Origin of the sequence: Streptomyces sp. SID9727 (assembly GCF_010550605.1) — a bacterium.
Classification (GTDB): Bacteria; Actinomycetota; Actinomycetes; order Streptomycetales; family Streptomycetaceae; genus Streptomyces.
On the sequence record NZ_JAAGNI010000112.1, the window covers coordinates 1 to 17,067 of the forward strand.

Here is a 17,067-nt window from a genome sequence, read left to right on the forward strand (position 1 = left end):
CGACCGCGCCCTCCCCGCCCTGGTCCCGCCCGCCGGCCGCGCCGGCCGGCCCCTCATCGCCTGCGCCCTCCTCCTGGCCGCCCTCTTCGCCGCCACCACCGTCGCCGGCCTCCTGCGCGACCCCCTCCACCTCGACGCCGCCGCCCGCCTCGCCGCCCCCTCCCTCGACCACCCCCTGGGCACCGACTCCCTCGGCCGCGACGTCCTCGCCCGCCTCGGCCACGGGGCCGCCCGCACGGTGCTGACCGCCCTGGCCGTCGCCGCCGTCACCCTCGTCATCGGCCTCGTCCTCGGAGCCGTACGCGCCACCGCGCTCACCGAGACCGCCAACGCCCTGCCCGCGATCCTCACCGGCCTCCTCGTCGCCGGCATCGCCGGACCCGGGCCGTGGAGCGCGGCGGCCGCCGTCACCGCCGTCGCCTGGGCCCCGCTCGCCGCCCACACCAGCGCCCTCTGGACCCAGGAACGCGCGGCCCCCCACCTCGCCGCCGCCCGCGCCCTGGGAGCCGGACGACTCCACCTGCTGCGCCGCCACCTGCTGCCCGGTGTCCTGCCGCCCGTGGTCCGGCACGCCGTCCTGCGCGTCCCCGCCCTCGCGCTGGCCCTCGCCTCCCTCGGCTTCCTCGGCCTCGGCACCGCACCCCCCTCACCCGAGTGGGGCCGCATGCTCTCGGAGAACCTCCCCTACGCCGAACGCGCCCCCTGGCCGGTCCTGGCCCCCGCCGCGGCCCTCGCCGCCCTCGGCGTGCTCACCGTCCTCACCGCTGCCGCCGTGCGCGGCCGCACCGGCCGCAACGCTGATCGATGAGCCCCGCCACCACCCCGTACCTGCGCCTTCTCACCACCACCCAGCTCGCCTTCAACATCGGCTTCTACGCCGTGCTGCCCTACCTCGCCACCCACCTCGGCACCGGCCTCGGAATGGCCGGCTGGCTCGTCGGCCTCGTCCTCGGCCTGCGCACCTTCAGCCAGCAGGGCCTCTTCGTCGTCGGCGGGGCGCTCACCGACCGGTACGGGCCCCGCCCCGTCGTCCTCGCCGGCTGCGCCCTGCGCGTCGCCGGGTTCGGCTGGCTCGCCTTCGCCGGTTCCACCGCCACCGTCATCGGCGCCGTCGTCCTCACCGGACTGGCCGCCGCCCTCTTCTCGCCCGCCGTCGAATCCGAGACCGCCCGTGAAGCCGTCCGCCACGAACGCCTCACCGGCACCCCGCGGGCACGGGTCCTCGCCCGGTTCTCCGCCGCCGGACAGGCCGGCGCCTTCCTCGGCCCGCTCATCGGGTCGCTGCTGCTGCTCCTCGACGACGGCTTCCGCGCGGCCTGCCTCGCCGGTGCCCTCGTCTTCGTCGCGGTCCTCGCCGGCCACGCCCTGCTGATGCCGCGCCGCGCCCCCGTCGCCCGCGTCCCCTCGCACGGCGCGATGCGCCACGTCCTCACCCGGCGGCCTTTCCTGCTGCTCTGCCTCGCGTACAGCGGCTATCTCATCGCCTACAACCAGCTCTATCTGACCCTGCCCGCGGAGGTGGAGGACGCCACCGGCTCGCAGACCGCGCTCGGCCGTCTCTTCGCCCTCTCGTCCCTCCTGGTCGTCTGCGCGCAACTGCCCCTGACCCGCTGGTCCGCCGACCGCGTCACCCCGCGCACCGCGCTCGCCGCCGGCCTCACGATCGTCGCCGCCGGGTTCGCCGCCGTCCCGCTCACCCCGGCCGGCCCCGGCGGGCTGCTGCCCGCCACCGCGCTCGTCGTCCTGCTCACCCTCGGCCAGATGCTCCTGGTGCCCGCCGCCCGCGGACTCGTGCCCGACCTCGTGGACGACCGCCACCTCGGCCTCGCCACCGGGGCGCTCTCCTCCGTGTCCGGACTCGCCGTGCTCGGCGGCAGCGCCGCCACCGGCGCCCTGCTCGACGTACCCGCCGCGCTGCGCTGGCCGGCGCTCGCCGCCGTACCCCTCGCGGGCGCCTTCCTCGCCCTCGCCCTGCCGGCCCGCACGGCCCGCGAGCGGACCCCGGCCGTGCGGGCGTGACGACAGCGCCCGCAAATATCCACAGGGGCGCGGGGCACTGGTGCGGGCCCACTACCCTTGAGGGGTGACTATTCGCCTGTACGACACCAGCGCCCGGCAGATCCGTGACTTCGTCCCGCTCACAGCGGGCTGTGTCTCGATCTACCTCTGCGGCGCCACCGTCCAGGCCGCCCCGCACATCGGGCACATCAGGTCCGGACTGAACTTCGACATCATGCGCCGCTGGTTCGCCCACCGCGGCTACGACGTGACGTTCGTCCGGAACGTCACGGACATCGACGACAAGATCATCGCGAAGTCCGCCGAGCAGAACCGCCCCTGGTGGTCCATCGGTTACGAGAACGAGCGGGCGTTCAACGCGGGCTACGACGCGCTCGGCTGCCTGCCGCCCACCTACGAACCGCGCGCGACCGGGCACGTCCCGGAGATGATCGAGATGATGCGCGGGCTCATCGAGCGCGGTCACGCGTACGCCGCCGACGGCAACGTCTACTTCGACGTGCGCTCGTTCCCCGGCTACCTGGCGCTGTCCAACCAGGAGCTGGACGACCTGCGCCAGCCCTCCGGCGAAGGCGAGACCGGCAAGCGCGACCAGCGCGACTTCGCCATGTGGAAGGCGTCGAAGCCCGGCGAGCCCAGCTGGGAGACGCCCTGGGGCCGCGGCCGCCCCGGCTGGCACCTGGAGTGCTCCGCCATGGCGCACAAGTACCTCGGCACCGCCTTCGACATCCACGGCGGCGGCATCGACCTGATCTTCCCGCACCACGAGAACGAGATCGCCCAGGCCAAGGCGTTCGGCGACGACTTCGCGAACTACTGGGTGCACAACGGCTGGGTCACCATGTCCGGCGAGAAGATGTCGAAGTCCCTCGGCAACTCCGTCCTCGTCAGCGAGATGGTCAAGACCTGGCGCCCCATCGTCCTGCGCTACTACCTGGGCACCCCGCACTACCGGTCCATGATCGAGTACAGCGAGGAGGCCCTGCGCGAGGCCGAGTCGGCGTTCGCCCGGATCGAGGGCTTCATCCAGCGCGTCACCGAGAAGGCCGGCGAGACCGTCGCCCCCGCCGCCGAGGTGCCGCCCGCCTTCGCCGAAGCCATGGACGACGACCTCGGCGTCCCCCAGGCCCTCGCGATCGTCCACACCACGGTCCGCCAGGGCAACTCCGCCCTCGCCGCCGACGACAAGGAAGCCGCCGTCGCGCGCCTGGCCGAGGTCCGCGCCATGCTCGGCGTCCTCGGCCTCGACCCGCTCGACGGCCAGTGGGCCGGTGAGAGCGACCGCGGCGACGACCTCCACGGCGTCGTGGACACGCTCGTCCGCCTCGTCCTCGACCAGCGGCAGTCCGCGCGCGCCCGCAAGGACTGGGCCGCCGCCGACGCGATCCGCGACCAGCTCAACCAGTCGGGACTCGCCATCGAGGACAGCCCGTCCGGCCCCAGGTGGACACTCGGCCCCCGCCAGTAGCCCACCCACCACATGCCGCCCGGTCCGCCGGGCGGCACACTGCACTTATACGTACGCACGACCGAAGCAACGAAACAGGTAGGTCATGGCCGGGAACAGCCAGCGCAGGAACCGCCGCACGTCCAACAAGAAGGGCGCCACGGTCGGCAGCGGTGGCCAGCGACGCCGGGGCCTCGAAGGCAAGGGCCCCACCCCGCCCGCCGAGGAACGCAAGAAGCACAAGAAGAACCGCATCGCGACGGCCAAGGCCAAGCAGGCCGCCAACCGCCGCCCCGCCCCCCGGCGCGGCGGCGTCAAGGGCACCTCGGAGATGGTCGTCGGCCGGAACCCGGTGTACGAGGCCCTGCGCGACGGCGTCCCCGCCACCACGCTCTACGTCCAGCAGTACATCGACAACGACGAGCGCGTCCGCGAGGCCCTGCAGCTCGCCGGTGAGCGCGGCAACATCAACCTCATGGAGGCGCCGCGCCCCGAGCTCGACCGGATGACGGGCGGGCTCAACCACCAGGGCCTCGTCCTCCAGGTCCCGCCCTACGAGTACGCCGACCCGCAGGACCTCCTCGAAGCCGCCTACGACAACGGCGAGGACCCGCTCATCGTCGCCCTGGACGGCGTCACCGACCCGCGCAACCTCGGCGCGATCGTCCGCTCCGTCTCCGCCTTCGGCGGCCACGGCGTCGTCGTCCCCGAGCGCCGCGCCGCCGGCATGACCGCCGGGGCCTGGAAGTCCTCGGCCGGCACCGCCGCCCGCACCCCCGTCTCCAAGGTCACCAACCTGACCCGCGCCCTCGAAGCGTTCAAGAAGGAGGGCATCGCGGTCGTCGGCCTCGCCGCCGACGGTGAGCACACCGTCGAGGACCTCGAAGCGCTCGGCGGGCCCGTCGTCGTCGTCATCGGCAGCGAGGGCAAGGGCCTCGGCCGCCTCGTCGGCGAGACCTGCGACTACCGCGTCCGCATCAACATGCCGGGCGGCGCGGAGTCCCTCAACGCCGGTGTCGCCGCCGGCATCGTCATGTACGAGGTCGCGCGCCGCCGCGCCTGACCGACCCGGCCGAGGGGCCGTCCGGGGGCGCGCGCGCACGTGCACGCGCCCCCGCGCAACCCCCCACCACCTGTTGACGGGTCTCGGACACCTTCGGCACGGTCAAGGCAGTGTCCTAATCACACATCACTCGGTTAGATGAGTGTGGACACCAGAACGCCTCGGTTCGACGAACTACCCGCCCTGAGCATGACCAAGGTGGACTGCGACCCTGCGCAGGTCATCGTCAACCACGCCAGCTTCCGGGTGCAGCTCGCCCCCGGCCAGCGCGCACGGCTGCGCGGTGTGACCCCCGCCGGCGCGCCCAGGATCCCCGCGATGAGCGCCCCCGGAGCGGGACGCGGCCGACGCGCCCCCGTCGTGTGGAGCGGCAAGTCCGCCCCCGGCGACCCCGGCGCCACCGGACTCCTCCAGGCCGTACGCAACTCCACCGCCGGCCACCCCGAGACCGCGTACGACCCCTACGACCCGTACGCCTCCTACGAGTTCGACCACGGACGCGGCGGCGCCGGCACCCAGGTCATCCCGCGCCTCGACGAGTCCCCCCTCGAAGAGACCCAGCCCAACCCCGTCATCGGCGCCCCCCGCTCCGGCGGTCCCCTGCTGCCCCCGATGCGCCGGGCGGTCGGCGCCTACGACCCCGTCGACCCCGGCCCGTACGACCCGGACGGGCGCGGCGAGCGGGGCCCGTACGACGACGAGCCCGCCGCCGACCTCACCGACGAGGAGGCCCGCGGCCGGCGCCAGGGCGGCGCCGACGACGTCCGTCACGCGTACTACCCGGGCCGCCGCATGAACCTCGGCGTCGTCCTCCTGCCGATGCGGGTCTTCCTCGGCTTCATCTCCATCTACGCCGGCATGGGCAAGCTCTGCGACCCCGTGTACTTCGACGGCGGCGAGCGCGGCTCGATGGTCAAGTGGCTCAACTCGCTCCACCCGTGGGCACTGGCCGAGCCGCTGCGCGAGTTCGCCCTCTCGCACCCCGTCGGTGCCGGGCTCTCGATCGCCTTCCTCCAGGTCCTCGTCGGTGTCCTCACCGTCCTCGGGCTCTGGCAGCGGGTCGCCGCCACCGTCGGCGCCCTGCTGTCCGCCGCCCTGCTGGTCACCGTCAGCTGGCGCACCGTCGCCGCCTACGACGCGCCGGACATCATCTACCTCGCCGCCTGGAGCCCCCTGATCATCGCGGGCGCCCCCGTCTACTCCATCGACGGACGGCTCGCCGGAGAGGCCTGGCGCAAGCTCGGCCCCCGCTCCGAGATCTGGGACCTGCGCCGCCGCGTCCTGCGCCGGGGCGCGGTCGTCGCCAGCGTCGTCGTCGGCCTCACCCTGCTCATCGGGTCCGTCCTCGGCGGCGCCGTCCGCTCCACGCAGGTCGTCACCGTCCCCGGCCCCCACGGCGTCCCCACCAACCAGCTCCCCGGCTCGCCCCTCCCCGACAAGTCCCGCAAGGCCAAGGCGTCCGAGAACCCCACCGGCCACCAGCCCACGCCCTCCCACAGCACCGCACCGCACACCCCGTCCGCCGACGCCTCCACCCCCTCGTCGGACAGCGTCCGCGAGACGGGCCAGGCGGCGGGCGCGAGCACCGGGCAGCCCAGCCAGACCCAGGGCACCGGCCAGCAGCCCCCGCGGCAGACCACCCCCCAGCAGCCCCCCGCCACCAGCTCCGGCCCCAGCTCCTCCGGGTCCACCGGCACCGGCGGCGGTTCCACCACCGGCGGTACCGACCCCGACCCCGGCTCGGGCGGCGCCGACGGCGGCAGCGGGGGCCGCAACCCGATCGGCGGCCTCCTCGGCTGACCGCGAGCGCCCCTGGGGCGGCACACGGGGCGGGCCCGGAGGACATCCTCCGGGCCCGCCCCGTTTCCGTACGTCCTACCGCTCGCCCAGTTCCTTGGCGGCCTCCGTCAGGTCCTTCGCGGTGTCGATCGCCCGCCAGTACGCCCCGTGCGGCAGCGGATAGCCGGCCAGCCGGCGTTCGCGGGCCAGCCGGGGGAACGTCGTCCGCTCGTGGTCGCCGAGGTCCGGCAGCATGCCCGTGAACGCGGGGGAGAACACGTACACCCCCGCGTTGATCAGATACGGCGACGGCGGTGCCTCGATGAAGTCGGTGATGTGCCCGAACGCGTCCGTCTCCACCGCGCCCCACGGGATCCGGGGCCGTGCCAGCGCCAGCGTCGCCGTGGCGTCGCGCTCCGCGTGGAACGCCGCCATCTCGCGCAGCGAGAACCGCGTCCAGATGTCCCCGTTGGTCGCGTACCACGGCTCGTCGGGCTCGGGCAGCCGCGCCGCCGCGTACTTCAGGCCGCCGCCGCGTCCCAGCGGCTCGGACTCCACCACCGTCGTCACGCGCAGCGGCAGCACCGCTTCGGCCAGCCACTCCTGGAGCACCTCGGCCAGATGCCCGCACGACACCACGGCGTCGGTCACGCCCTCGGCGGCCAGCCAGGAAAGCTGATGGCCGATGATCGGCGTCCCGGTACCCGGGATCTCGACCATCGGCTTGGGGCGGTCATCGGTATACGGGCGCAGCCGTGACCCCTGGCCACCCGCCAGGATCACGGCCTGCGTCGGAAACGTATGCATACCAGGCACGATAAGCCGTGCCCGGTAGCGGGGAGAGGTGCGTCGGTCAGCTGAACTGGGCGACGCCCGAGGCGAACGAGGTGTCGCAGACGGGGCGCGAGAAGCGGTGCGCGCGCGTCGGGCCGTACTTGTCGACGGCGGCCTTGCCCAGGGTCTTCGCGATGGACATGCAGTGCTTGGCGAGCGACGGGCGTCCCTCGACGGCGCGCTGGAGGTCCGTCAGCGCGACGCCCGGGTCCTTGGCGCGGAGCTCCTGGAGGAGCCGGTCGCGCAGGATCTCCTGCGGGGCGCGCGGCTTGACGGCGGCCTCGGCACCCTTGGCGTCGGGAACGGTACGGGCCGACGCGGCGAGGAGCTGCGAGTCGGAGTTGCTGGCTGCCCACGGCACGGCGGTGACCGCGAGGGTCCCGGACAGGACCATGACGACGGGCAGTACGAAAGCGAGGGTTCGGCCGATACGGCGCACGGTGTGGGTCACGCAGCGAGCGTAGCGGCCGGTGAGGGAACGGCGACATTACGTCACCCTTGCGAGGGATGGTTCGCGTGTGCTTTTCGAATCGCGTGTTGACGAACGGAAGCGAAATGACCGTTCTGGCGGGGAATTCGCCTCCACCGCTTCAAACGCCTCAGCCGCTTCGAACCCTGCCCGGGACGCGCGGCGGCCCCGCACGAAGACCGTGCGGGGCCACCGTACAGCGCGGGCGACGTCAGGCGGTGAGGCGCTCACCGGTCGACGTGGCGAAGACGTGCAGCTCGTCCGGGCGGGGCACGACGTGCAGCTTGGTGCCCTTCTCCGGGACGGCGCGGCCACCGACGCGGACGACGAGGTCCTTGTGCTCGCCACCGACCTCGGCGGCACCGTAGACGAAGCCGTCGGCGCCGAGCTCCTCGACCACGTTGACCGAGACGGCCAGGCCGGCCGGGGCCGCCGCGGAGTCCTTGGTGAGCGTCTTCGCGGCGGCGCCGCCGTGCTCGACGATGTCGAAGTGCTCGGGGCGGATGCCGACCGTGACGGTGGTGTCGCCGCGGTTCGCGGCGGCGGTCAGCGCCTCGCGGGAGACCGGGACGACGCTGTTGCCGAACTTCACGCCACCGTCGGTGATCGGGACCTCGACCAGGTTCATCGCCGGGGAGCCGATGAAGCCGGCCACGAAGAGGTTCGCCGGCCTGTCGTACATGTTGCGCGGCGAGTCGACCTGCTGGAGGAGACCGTCCTTGAGGACCGCGACGCGGTCGCCCATGGTCAGGGCCTCGACCTGGTCGTGGGTGACGTACACGGTCGTGATGCCCAGGCGGCGCTGGAGCGAGGCGATCTGCGTACGGGTGGAGACACGGAGCTTGGCGTCGAGGTTCGACAGCGGCTCGTCCATGAGGAAGACCTGCGGCTCACGCACGATCGCGCGGCCCATCGCGACACGCTGGCGCTGACCACCGGAGAGCGCCTTCGGCTTGCGGTCCAGGTAGTCGGTGAGGTCCAGCATCTTGGCGGCCTCTTCGACCTTCGCCCGGATGTCGGTCTTGTTGACACCGGCGATCTTGAGCGCGAAGCCCATGTTGTCCGCGACGGTCATGTGCGGGTACAGCGCGTAGTTCTGGAACACCATGGCGATGTCCCGGTCCTTCGGCGGCAGGTGCGTGACGTCGCGGTCACCGATGCGGATGGCACCGCCGTTGACGTCCTCGAGGCCCGCGAGCATGCGGAGCGAGGTGGACTTGCCACAACCGGAGGGACCGACGAGGACGAGGAACTCACCGTCCGCGATGTCGATCTCGAGCTGGTCCACCGCGGGCTTCGTGGAGCCGGGGTAGACGCGGGACGCCTTGTCGAACGTGACACTGGCCATGCTGATTCTTCTCCTCCACCGGCAGGAACGTGCCGGACGATCCGTTGTAAGGGAGTGGTCTGGTCCAAACGAGTGAACCTGCAAGGACGCTACCTGGCGGTTTCGAATCTGTCAGCAGTTCACCGGCTGCGAAATTTCTGCACGGTGACGGGGGCCGGGTTGGTTAGACTGCTCCGGCACGCCTCCTTAGCTCAGCTGGCCAGAGCAACGCACTTGTAATGCGTAGGTCGTCGGTTCGAATCCGACAGGGGGCTCCATCGCCAGGCCGGGCTTCCCCGGCCTGGTTTTTTTCATGCCTCGCTACGTCCGGGTGTTCCGCGTCGCGTCAGCGGAGAGCACCCCAGCCCGATCAGGGCCGCCGTCAGATGGCCGACGTCCGTGACGGTCGGGTTGGTGATCAGGGGGACCGTGTAGATCACCAGGACCGCGAAGAGGTACACCGGGCGCCAGGGGCGGGGCACGTAAGAGGTGAGGACCGCGGCCACGCCGGCCAGGGCGTAGCTGACGCCCACGTCGAGGGTGTCGGCCGCGGAGGGCGGGGCATGGCCGTGGCGGATGGCCCAGGCGAGGACGCCCTCGCTGACGAGGCTGGCGAGGACGTGGGCGGTGGCGGCGACGGTGAGCCAGCGCGGGGTGCCGAGGCGGCGTTCGGCGGGGGCGTGGAAGACGGTGTAGAGGACGGCGTAGGGGAGCCACTGGCCGCCGTCGATCCAGAAGGCGCTGGCGATGAGGACGCGGACGGGGTTGCGGGACAGCTCGTGGATGTTGGTGGAGCGCTGGCGGAGGAACTCCTCCTCGAAGGCCGGTGACATCTGGTGGACGACCACCGTGGTGACGAAGAGGGCGGCCAGCCAGAGGTGGGTGCCGGGGGCGCTGCGGATCCAGGAGCGGAGGGCGCGGAGCCACGAGGCGGGTGCGGCGTGGGGCCGTGCTGGGTGGCCGGAGGGCATGCCCGATTGACGCACGCTCCTACGATCGGGGGTGTGATCGACATTCCGGATGCGCTCGTCGCCACTCAGTCCGCATACAACGGGGAGGCGGGCCGGGCGTTCGTGGCCGCGCTGCCGGGGATGGCGGCGGACTTCCTGGAGCGGTGGGGGCTGCGCCGGGACGGTGCGGCGATGCACGGGGTGTGCGCGCTGGTCCTGCCGGTGGTGCGGGTGCGGGACGGGCGGCGGGCGGTGCTGAAGCTGCAGCCGGTGGACGAGGAGACGGCGGGGGAGCCGGTCGCGCTGCGGCTGTGGGGTGCGGCGGGGGCCGGGGCGGTGCGGTTGCTGGACCACGATCCGGCGACCGGGGCGATGCTCCTGGAGCGGCTGGACGGAAGCGGCTCGCTGGAGGGCGAGCCGGACACGGACCGGGCGGTCCGGGTGATCGCCGGACTGCTGGCGGAGCTGACGGCGGTGCGGCCGGGGGCGCCGGGAGCCGGGCACGGACTGCGGGGGCTCGGGGAGCCGGCTTCCTGGATGCTGGCCGCCGCGCCGGGCGTGGTGGCGGCGCTGGTGGACGAGGAGGAGCGGGGGCTCGTACGGGACTGCGCGGCGGCGGTGCGTGAGGTGGCGGGGGAGCCGGGGGACCGGTTGCTGCACTGGGACCTGCACTTCGGGAACGTGCTGGCGGCGGAGGGCGGGGCCGGGTGGGTGGCCATCGATCCGAAGCCGTTGGTGGGGGACGCGGGGTTCGAGCTGCTGCCCGCGCTGGTGGACCGGTTCGACGCGGGCGCGGTGGACGGGCGGTTCGACGTGCTGACCGGGGTGCTGGGGCTCGACCGGGGGCGGGCGGCGGCGTGGACGCTGGGGCGGGTGCTCCAGAACGCCTGCTGGTCGGTGGCGGGCGGGGCGCGGCGGCTGGCGCCGGAGCAGGCGGAGATCGCGCGGGTGGTGCTGGGCCGGGGGTAGCCGTCGGCGGGGCGCTGTTTACGCTGCCCCCATGATTCGTACCGCTACCCCCGCAGATGTCCCCGCCCTCCACGCCATGGTGTGTGAGCTGGCCGATTACGAGAAGGCGTTGCACGAGGTGCGTGCGACGGAGGAGCAGCTGCGGGAGGCGCTGTTCGGTGAGCGGCCCGCCGCCTTCGCGCACATCGCCGAGTCGGACGAGGACGGCGAGGTCGTCGGCTTCGCGCTCTGGTTCCTGAACTTCTCGACGTGGCGCGGGGTGCACGGGATCTACCTGGAGGACCTGTACGTACGCCCGGAGCGGCGCGGCGGCGGGCACGGGAAGGCGCTGCTGCGGGAGCTGGCGCGGATCTGTGGGGAGCGGGGTTACGAGCGCCTGGAGTGGTCGGTGCTGAACTGGAACGCCCCGTCGATCGCGTTCTACGAGTCGCTGGGCGCGCGTCCGCAGGACGAGTGGACGGTGTACCGGCTGACCGACGGGGCGCTGGCGGAGCTGGGCGGGGCGTGAGGCGGACGGGGTCCCGCGTCAGGGGATGAGGACCACCTTGCCGATGGTGCCCCGGGTTTCCAGGTCGCGGTGGGCGTCGGCGGCGCGGGCGAGCGGGTAGGTCTGGATCGCGGGGCGCAGGCGGCCGGCGGCGGCCTCGGCGAGGGCGCGGGTTTCGAGCGCGCGCGGTCCGCCGCCCTTGCGGAACAGGCCGGGGCCGAGGACGTTCTCGGAGGTGATGCCGCGTGCTTCGAGTTCGTCGTCGGCGGGGGAGTAGGGGTGTCCGTTGCCGGACCGGCCGTAGACGACGTGCTGCCCGCCCTCGCCGAGGAGGCCGACGGCGGCGCGGGCGGTGGTGGAGCCGACGGAGTCGTAGACGACGGTGGCGCGGCGGCCGAGGGTGTCCAGGTGGGTGCGGACGTGGTGGGGCCAGTCGGGGCGGGTGTAGTCGACGGCGAGGTCGGCGCCGTTGTCCCGGACGCGGGCGGTCTTGGCGGGGCCTCCGGCGAGGCCGATGACGGTGGCTCCGGCGTTCTTGGCGTACTGGACGATCAGGGTGCCGAGGCCGCCGGCGGCGGCGGTGACGAGGACGAGGGAGTCGGGGCCGAGCGGAGTGAAACCGAGGATGCCGAGGGCGGTGCGGCCGGTGCCGACCATGGCGACGGCCTCGGCGTGGCTGAGCCCGTCGGGTACGGAGTGGAGCCGGTCGGTGTCGCTGACGGCGAGTTCGGCGTAGCCGCCGGGGACGTTGCCGAGGTGGGCGACGACGTCGCGGCCGAGCCAGGCCGGGTCGGTGCCTTCGCCGAGGGCGTCGACGGTGCCGGCGACTTCGCGGCCGGGGATGGTGGGCAGCGGGGCGGGCGGCAGGGGGCCGGGGAGGCCCTGGCGCAGCGTGGTGTCGAGGAGGTGGACGCCGGCGGCGCGGACGGCGATGCGGACCTGGCCGGGGCCGGGTCGCGGGGTGTCGGTCTGCTCGTAGGTGAGGTTGTCGGCGGGGCCGAAGGCGTGGAGGCGTACGGCGTGCATGGCGGGGTCCCCCGGAGTGGTGTGGGTGCTGGCGGCCCCAGCCTGTGACCTCAAGCGGGGTTGAGGTCAAGCGTGGGCGGGGCGTTGTCAGTGGCGTGCGTCACGATGGGGGCATGGTGCGCGGTGGTGGTCGGAGTGGTGGTGTGAAGGCGGCGCGGCGGCCGGAGGTGCCGTTGCCGCCGCTGGCGGAGTTCGGGGAGGGCGGACTCGAACCGGACGGGGATTACGACGGGGTGCGGTTCGGGGCGTCGGTGGATCTGGCGGACGCGTCGGGGCGGGGCGCGCGGTTCATGGACTGCGCGCTGGAGGGCTGCGCCCTGGACCGGGCGGAGCTGGTGCGGGCGCGGTTCATCGATGCGGTGCTGACGGGCGTACGGGGGGTGGGCACCGATCTCGCGGAGGCGTCGCTGCGGGACGTGGAGGTGGTGGACGCGCGGCTGGGCGGGACGCAGTTGCACGGAGCGGTGCTGGAGCGGGTGCTCGTGCGGGGCGGGAAGATCGATTACCTGAATCTGCGGGAGGCCCGGCTGACGGATGTCGTCTTCGAGGGCTGTGTGCTGGCGGAGCCGGACTTCGGGGGTGCGCGGCTGACGCGGGTGGAGTTCCGGGACTGCGTGCTGAGGCGGGCGGACTTCAGCGCGGCGCGGATGGAGTCGGTGGATCTGCGGGCGGTCGCGGAGCTGGACATCGCGCGGGGGGTGGAGCGGCTGGCGGGTGCGGTGATCAGCCCGGTCCAGCTGATGGAGCTGGCGCCGGCGTTCGCGGCGCAGATCGGGGTGCGGGTGGAGGCGTGAGGCCCCCGCCGCCCCGGTCGGAGGCGTGAGGCCCCCGCCGCGGCCCCCGCCGCCCCGGTCAGAGCCGGGGGAAGCGGGCCTGGAGGTCCCAGACGGCCGGGTTGTCGGCCAGGCCCTCGTGCATGTCGGCCAGGTCGGCGATCAGGTCGTGCAGGAAGTCGCGGGCCTCGCGGCGCAGGAGGGAGTGGCTGAAGGTGAGCGGCGGTTCCTCGGGGTCCATCCAGTCGGCCTCGATGTCGACCCAGCCGAAGCGGCGCTCGAAGAGCATGCGGTCGGTGGACTCGGTGAAGTCGAGTTCGGCCTGCTGGCGGCGGTGCGAGCGGCTGCCGCGCGGGTCCTGGTCGATGCGTTCCACGATGTCGCACAGCGCCCAGGCGAAGTCGAGCACCGGCACCCATCCCCAGGCTGTGGACACTTCGCGGTCCGCCTTGGTGTCCGCGAGGTAGACGTCCCCGGAGAACAGGTCGTGCCGCAGCGCGTGGACGTCCGCGCGGCGGTAGTCGGTCTGCGGGGGGTCGGGGAAGCGGCGGGAGAGGGAGTAGCCGATGTCGAGCACGGTTCGATGGTGTCATGCCCGGCGTGTCGCCCGTTACGGCAGCAGCCGCTGCTCCTTGGCGACGGCGACGGCGCCCGCGCGGGTGTCGACGCCGAGCTTGTCGTAGATGCGGCCGAGGTGCGTCTTGACCGTGGCCTCGCTGATGAACAGGGCGCGGGCGATCTCGCGGTTGCCGAGGCCCCGGGAGAGCTGGCCGAGGATGTCGCGTTCGCGGTCGGTGAGGGTGGGGCGGGGTGCGCGCATGCGGGCCATCACCCGGCTGGCGACGGGCGGCGAGAGCGTGGTGCGGCCCTGGGCGGCGGAGCGGATGGCGGCGAACAGCTCCTCGGGGCGTTCGGCCTTGAGCAGGTAGCCGGTGGCGCCGGCCTCGATGGCGCGCGTGATGTCGGCGTCGGTGTCGTACGTGGTGAGGACGAGGACATGGGTGCCGGGGCCGGCCGCGATGCGGCGGGTCGCCTCGACGCCGTCGATGCCGGTGCCGAGCTGGAGGTCCATCAGGACGACGTCGGGGGTGAGCCGGGCGGCGAGCGCGACGGCTTCCTCGCCGCTGCCCGCCTCGCCGATGACCTCGATGTCGGGTTCGCTGCCGAGGAGGGCGAGGAGCCCGGCGCGTACGACGGCGTGGTCGTCGCAGAGCAGGATGCGGATGCGGTCGGCGGTCATGCGGAGTCCTGGGGTGTGGGGTCCTGGAGTGCGGGGACGGTGGCGGTGACGACGGTGCCTTCGCCGGGGGCCGATTCGATGGTGAGGGTGCCGCCGAGCTGGTGGAGCCGGGCGCGCATGGCGGGCAGCCCGTGGCCGCGCACCCCGCCCGGGCCTCCGGTGGCGGTGGGCGTGAAGCCGTGGCCGTTGTCGGCGATGTCGAGGACGGTGCGGTCGTCCAGGTGCGTGAGCGTGAGGGCGGCCTCGGTGGCGCCCGCGTGTTCGGTGACGTTGGCCAGGGCGCCCTGGGCGATCCGCAGCAGGGCGGACTGGGTGCGGTCGGGCAGGACGGTGTGCGGGGCGCCCTCGATGTGGCAGCGGACGGTGAGCCTGCCCTGCGCCTGGGCGGTTTCGCGGGCGGCGAGTGCGCGCAGGGCCGCTTCGAGGCCGCCGCCCTCGGCCAGGTCGGCGGGGGCCAGGTCGTGGACGAAGCGGCGGGCCTCGGCGAGGTTGCGTTCGGCGATGCCTTCGGCGGTACGGATGTGGCGCCGGGCGGCGGCCGGGTCGGTGTCCCAGGTGCGGTCGGCGGCCTGGAGGAGCATCTGCTGGCTGGACAGGCCCTGGGCGAGGGTGTCGTGGATCTCCATGGACAGCCGCTGGCGTTCGGCGAGGGTGCCTTCGCGGCGCTCGGTGGCGGCGAGTTCGCGGCGGGTGCGGAGCAGGTCGTCGATGAGCCGGCCCTGCCGTACGGCCTGGCGCCGCATGTGGACGAACACGGCGGTGGCGACGGCGGCCACGGCGGGCGGGGCGAGCACGAGGTTGGGGTCGAAGCCGTGCGCGAGGCGGAGTTGCGCGGCGACGACGAACAGGGTGAGCAGGGCGACGAGGGCGTAAGCGGCGCGGGGCGGCAGGATGCGCAGCCCGGTGTAGAAGAGCGGCACCGCGCACCAGGCGAAGCTGGGCGCGAGGACGACCACCACCATCCACACGGCGACGAGCCCGCCGAGCCAGACGAGGCTGCGCGCGGTGGGGCGGGAGCCGAGGACCGGCCCGATGACGTAGAGCGCGGCCAGGGCGACGGACAGGCCCATGAGCCAGGGGGTGCGGGCCTCGCCGGGATGCCGGAGCAGGAACCGGGCGAGCGAGGCGCCGAGGAGCAGGAAGAACGCGGCGTGCATGAGGAGGGCGAGGTTGCGGGCGCCGGCGTCGTCGGCATCCGGTCCCGGCGCGGGCCGGGGCCCGTCCTCGTGCCCGTGCTCCACCTCGTACCCCTGTTCCCGGTCCCGGAAGGACCCCCGCTGACCTGCGTGGACATTCCATCGTCACCCCGGGCGGGCGCCCGCGCATCAACCGATCGGCCGATGGGGACGTCAGCCGTCCCGGGCGCCGGGTCGAGCCGGTACGACGACCCTCCGGAGGCGGTTGCGGGCCGACGCTGGATGACAGGACGCGGGGACCACCCGCTTCCGATCTTCCCCCGCTGAGGAGCCCTTGATGAAGAAGATGTCGCTGCGTACCCGTGTCCTGACCGGCGCCGTCACCGCTGCCGCCCTCGGGGCCGGCACGTTCGGCGCGATGTCCGCGAACGCGTCCACCCCGGCGGCCGCCCCCGCGACCACGGTCAAGGCCGACATCGCGCACCGCGACCTCCAGCAGTCGACGCACCTGACGCTCGACGCCGCGACGAAGGCCGCGCAGGCCGCCCTGGACGCGGCGAAGAAGGAGAACCAGCGCGTCGCGGTCTCGGTGGTCGACCGCAACGGCAACACGATCCTGACCCTGCGCGGCGACGGCTCGGGCCCGCAGGCGTACGAGTCGGCCGAGAAGAAGGCGTACACCGCCGTGTCGTGGAACGCCCCGACCTCCGAGCTGGCCAAGCGGCTCGCCCAGGCCCCGAACCTGAAGGACATCCCTGGCACGCTGTTCCTCGCGGGCGGCGCCCCCGTGCAGGTCAAGGGTGCCCCGGTGGCGGGCATCGGCGTCGCTGGCGCGCCCAGCGGCGACCTGGACGAGAAGTTCGCGCGGGCCGGCGTCGCCGCCCTCGCCCAGTAGTACGTACGCGCACACCTCCCCGGGAGACGGACATGAACGCCCTCGATCACCAGCTGCTCGACGCCGCGCGCACCGGCGACACCGACGGAGTGCGGACCGCGATCGAGGGCGGCGCCCGGGTCGACGCCCGCGACGAGGAGTTGCGCACCCCGCTGCTCCTGGCCGTCCACGGGGACCACGTCGGGGCCGCCCGGCTGCTCGTCGCGGCGGGCGCCGACCCGGACGCGCGGGACCGGCGTGAGGAGAGCCCGTGGCTGGCCACCGGCGTGACGGGCAGCGTGGAGATGCTGCGCGCCCTGCTGCCGGCCGGGCCCGACCTGAAGCTGCGCAACCGGTTCGGCGGGATCGCGCTGATCCCGGCGAGCGAGCGCGGTCATGTCGCGTACGTACGGGAGCTGCTGAGGGTCACCGACATCGACGTGGACCACGTCAACCGGCTGGGCTGGACCGCCCTGCTGGAGGCCGTGATCCTCGGCGACGGCGGCCGGGCGCACCTGGAGATCGTGGAGCTGCTGCTCGCGGCGGGCGCGACGCCGGGGCTGGCGGACGGCGACGGGGTGACGGCGCTGGAGCACGCGGAGCGGCGCGGGTTCGCCGACATCGCGGCGCTGCTGCGGGGCGCGCAGGGCGCGGGGGCGGCGGACAGCGGGGGT

18 protein-coding genes and 1 tRNA gene are annotated in these 17,067 nt (G+C 73.7%); 11 read left to right on the forward strand and 8 right to left on the reverse strand.

Annotated features, from left to right (window positions below; all coding sequences use genetic code 11):
- The 5 genes from G3I41_RS06835 to G3I41_RS06855 form a co-directional block, all read left to right on the forward strand.
- Window positions 1-808 (forward strand): ABC transporter permease subunit (locus G3I41_RS06835; protein WP_164399398.1); only part of this gene is annotated, 808 nt, incomplete at its 5' end.
- Window positions 805-2,019: an MFS transporter gene (locus tag G3I41_RS06840; RefSeq protein ID WP_164399399.1), complete on the forward strand. Its 1,215-nt coding sequence runs from the start codon at window positions 805-807 to the stop codon at window positions 2,017-2,019. The genes G3I41_RS06835 and G3I41_RS06840, both read left to right, overlap by 4 nt.
- A gap of 64 nt (window positions 2,020-2,083) precedes the next feature.
- Window positions 2,084-3,487, forward strand: a complete 1,404-nt coding sequence (cysS, locus tag G3I41_RS06845; RefSeq protein WP_164399400.1) for a cysteine--tRNA ligase — start codon at window positions 2,084-2,086, stop codon at window positions 3,485-3,487.
- Window positions 3,488-3,572: 85 nt separating this feature from the next.
- Complete coding sequence (gene rlmB, locus G3I41_RS06850; RefSeq protein WP_164399401.1) at window positions 3,573-4,529, forward strand: 23S rRNA (guanosine(2251)-2'-O)-methyltransferase RlmB; 957 nt, start codon at window positions 3,573-3,575, stop codon at window positions 4,527-4,529.
- A gap of 189 nt (window positions 4,530-4,718) precedes the next feature.
- A complete protein-coding gene (locus tag G3I41_RS06855; protein WP_164399402.1) occupies window positions 4,719-6,329 on the forward strand; it encodes a DoxX family protein in 1,611 nt (536 codons plus the stop codon).
- A gap of 75 nt (window positions 6,330-6,404) precedes the next feature.
- Here G3I41_RS06855 and G3I41_RS06860 read toward each other — a convergent pair whose 3' ends face one another.
- The 3 genes from G3I41_RS06860 to ugpC form a co-directional block, all read right to left on the reverse strand.
- A complete protein-coding gene (locus G3I41_RS06860) occupies window positions 6,405-7,115 on the reverse strand; it encodes a nucleotidyltransferase family protein (RefSeq protein ID WP_164399403.1) in 711 nt (236 codons plus the stop codon).
- Between the two features lie 46 nt (window positions 7,116-7,161).
- Window positions 7,162-7,593 carry a hypothetical protein gene (locus G3I41_RS06865; RefSeq protein ID WP_164399404.1) on the reverse strand — a complete coding sequence of 144 codons (432 nt, stop codon included), beginning with the start codon at window positions 7,591-7,593 and terminating at the stop codon, window positions 7,162-7,164.
- Window positions 7,594-7,822: 229 nt separating this feature from the next.
- The gene (gene ugpC, locus G3I41_RS06870) at window positions 7,823-8,959 is read right to left on the reverse strand and encodes a sn-glycerol-3-phosphate ABC transporter ATP-binding protein UgpC (protein WP_164399405.1); all 1,137 of its coding nucleotides are present in this window, start codon (window positions 8,957-8,959) and stop codon (window positions 7,823-7,825) included.
- A 180-nt stretch (window positions 8,960-9,139) separates the two neighbouring features.
- On the opposite strand from ugpC, the gene G3I41_RS06875 reads away from it, so the two are divergent.
- Window positions 9,140-9,216, forward strand: a tRNA-Thr gene (locus G3I41_RS06875).
- A gap of 33 nt (window positions 9,217-9,249) precedes the next feature.
- Here the strand turns inward: G3I41_RS06875 and G3I41_RS06880 are convergent.
- Window positions 9,250-9,909, reverse strand: a complete 660-nt coding sequence (locus G3I41_RS06880) for a rhomboid family intramembrane serine protease (protein WP_164399413.1) — start codon at window positions 9,907-9,909, stop codon at window positions 9,250-9,252.
- A gap of 33 nt (window positions 9,910-9,942) precedes the next feature.
- Between G3I41_RS06880 and G3I41_RS06885 the strand changes: the two genes are divergently transcribed.
- On the forward strand, window positions 9,943-10,857 hold the full coding sequence (locus tag G3I41_RS06885; RefSeq protein WP_343242076.1) for an aminoglycoside phosphotransferase family protein: 915 nt from the start codon (window positions 9,943-9,945) through the stop codon (window positions 10,855-10,857).
- Window positions 10,858-10,888: 31 nt separating this feature from the next.
- On the forward strand, window positions 10,889-11,365 hold the full coding sequence (locus G3I41_RS06890) for a GNAT family N-acetyltransferase (RefSeq protein ID WP_164399407.1): 477 nt from the start codon (window positions 10,889-10,891) through the stop codon (window positions 11,363-11,365).
- Window positions 11,366-11,383: 18 nt separating this feature from the next.
- On the opposite strand, the gene G3I41_RS06895 is transcribed toward G3I41_RS06890, so the two are convergent.
- Window positions 11,384-12,370 (reverse strand): zinc-binding dehydrogenase, encoded by a 987-nt coding sequence (locus G3I41_RS06895; protein WP_164399408.1) that lies wholly within the window; start codon window positions 12,368-12,370, stop codon window positions 11,384-11,386.
- Between the two features lie 113 nt (window positions 12,371-12,483).
- Between G3I41_RS06895 and G3I41_RS06900 the strand changes: the two genes are divergently transcribed.
- Window positions 12,484-13,164 carry a pentapeptide repeat-containing protein gene (locus G3I41_RS06900; protein ID WP_203600372.1) on the forward strand — a complete coding sequence of 227 codons (681 nt, stop codon included), beginning with the start codon at window positions 12,484-12,486 and terminating at the stop codon, window positions 13,162-13,164.
- A gap of 58 nt (window positions 13,165-13,222) precedes the next feature.
- On the opposite strand, the gene G3I41_RS06905 is transcribed toward G3I41_RS06900, so the two are convergent.
- Genes G3I41_RS06905 through G3I41_RS06915 form a run of 3 tightly spaced genes read right to left on the reverse strand, consistent with a single transcriptional unit; the run spans window position 13,223 to window position 15,624 of the window.
- Complete coding sequence (locus tag G3I41_RS06905; protein ID WP_073964745.1) at window positions 13,223-13,720, reverse strand: hypothetical protein; 498 nt, start codon at window positions 13,718-13,720, stop codon at window positions 13,223-13,225.
- 33 nt (window positions 13,721-13,753) lie between these two features.
- Window positions 13,754-14,383: a response regulator transcription factor gene (locus G3I41_RS06910; RefSeq protein WP_164399409.1), complete on the reverse strand. Its 630-nt coding sequence runs from the start codon at window positions 14,381-14,383 to the stop codon at window positions 13,754-13,756.
- Window positions 14,380-15,624: a sensor histidine kinase gene (locus G3I41_RS06915; RefSeq protein ID WP_164399410.1), complete on the reverse strand. Its 1,245-nt coding sequence runs from the start codon at window positions 15,622-15,624 to the stop codon at window positions 14,380-14,382. Before G3I41_RS06915 ends, G3I41_RS06910 begins: the two co-directional genes overlap by 4 nt.
- A gap of 232 nt (window positions 15,625-15,856) precedes the next feature.
- Here G3I41_RS06915 and G3I41_RS06920 point away from each other — a divergent pair, with 232 nt between their 5' ends.
- Both G3I41_RS06920 and G3I41_RS06925 read left to right on the forward strand, forming a co-directional pair.
- Window positions 15,857-16,414 carry a heme-binding protein gene (locus G3I41_RS06920; RefSeq protein WP_164399411.1) on the forward strand — a complete coding sequence of 186 codons (558 nt, stop codon included), beginning with the start codon at window positions 15,857-15,859 and terminating at the stop codon, window positions 16,412-16,414.
- 32 nt (window positions 16,415-16,446) lie between these two features.
- On the forward strand, window positions 16,447-17,067 hold a 621-nt coding region (locus tag G3I41_RS06925), incomplete at its 3' end, for an ankyrin repeat domain-containing protein (RefSeq protein WP_164399412.1).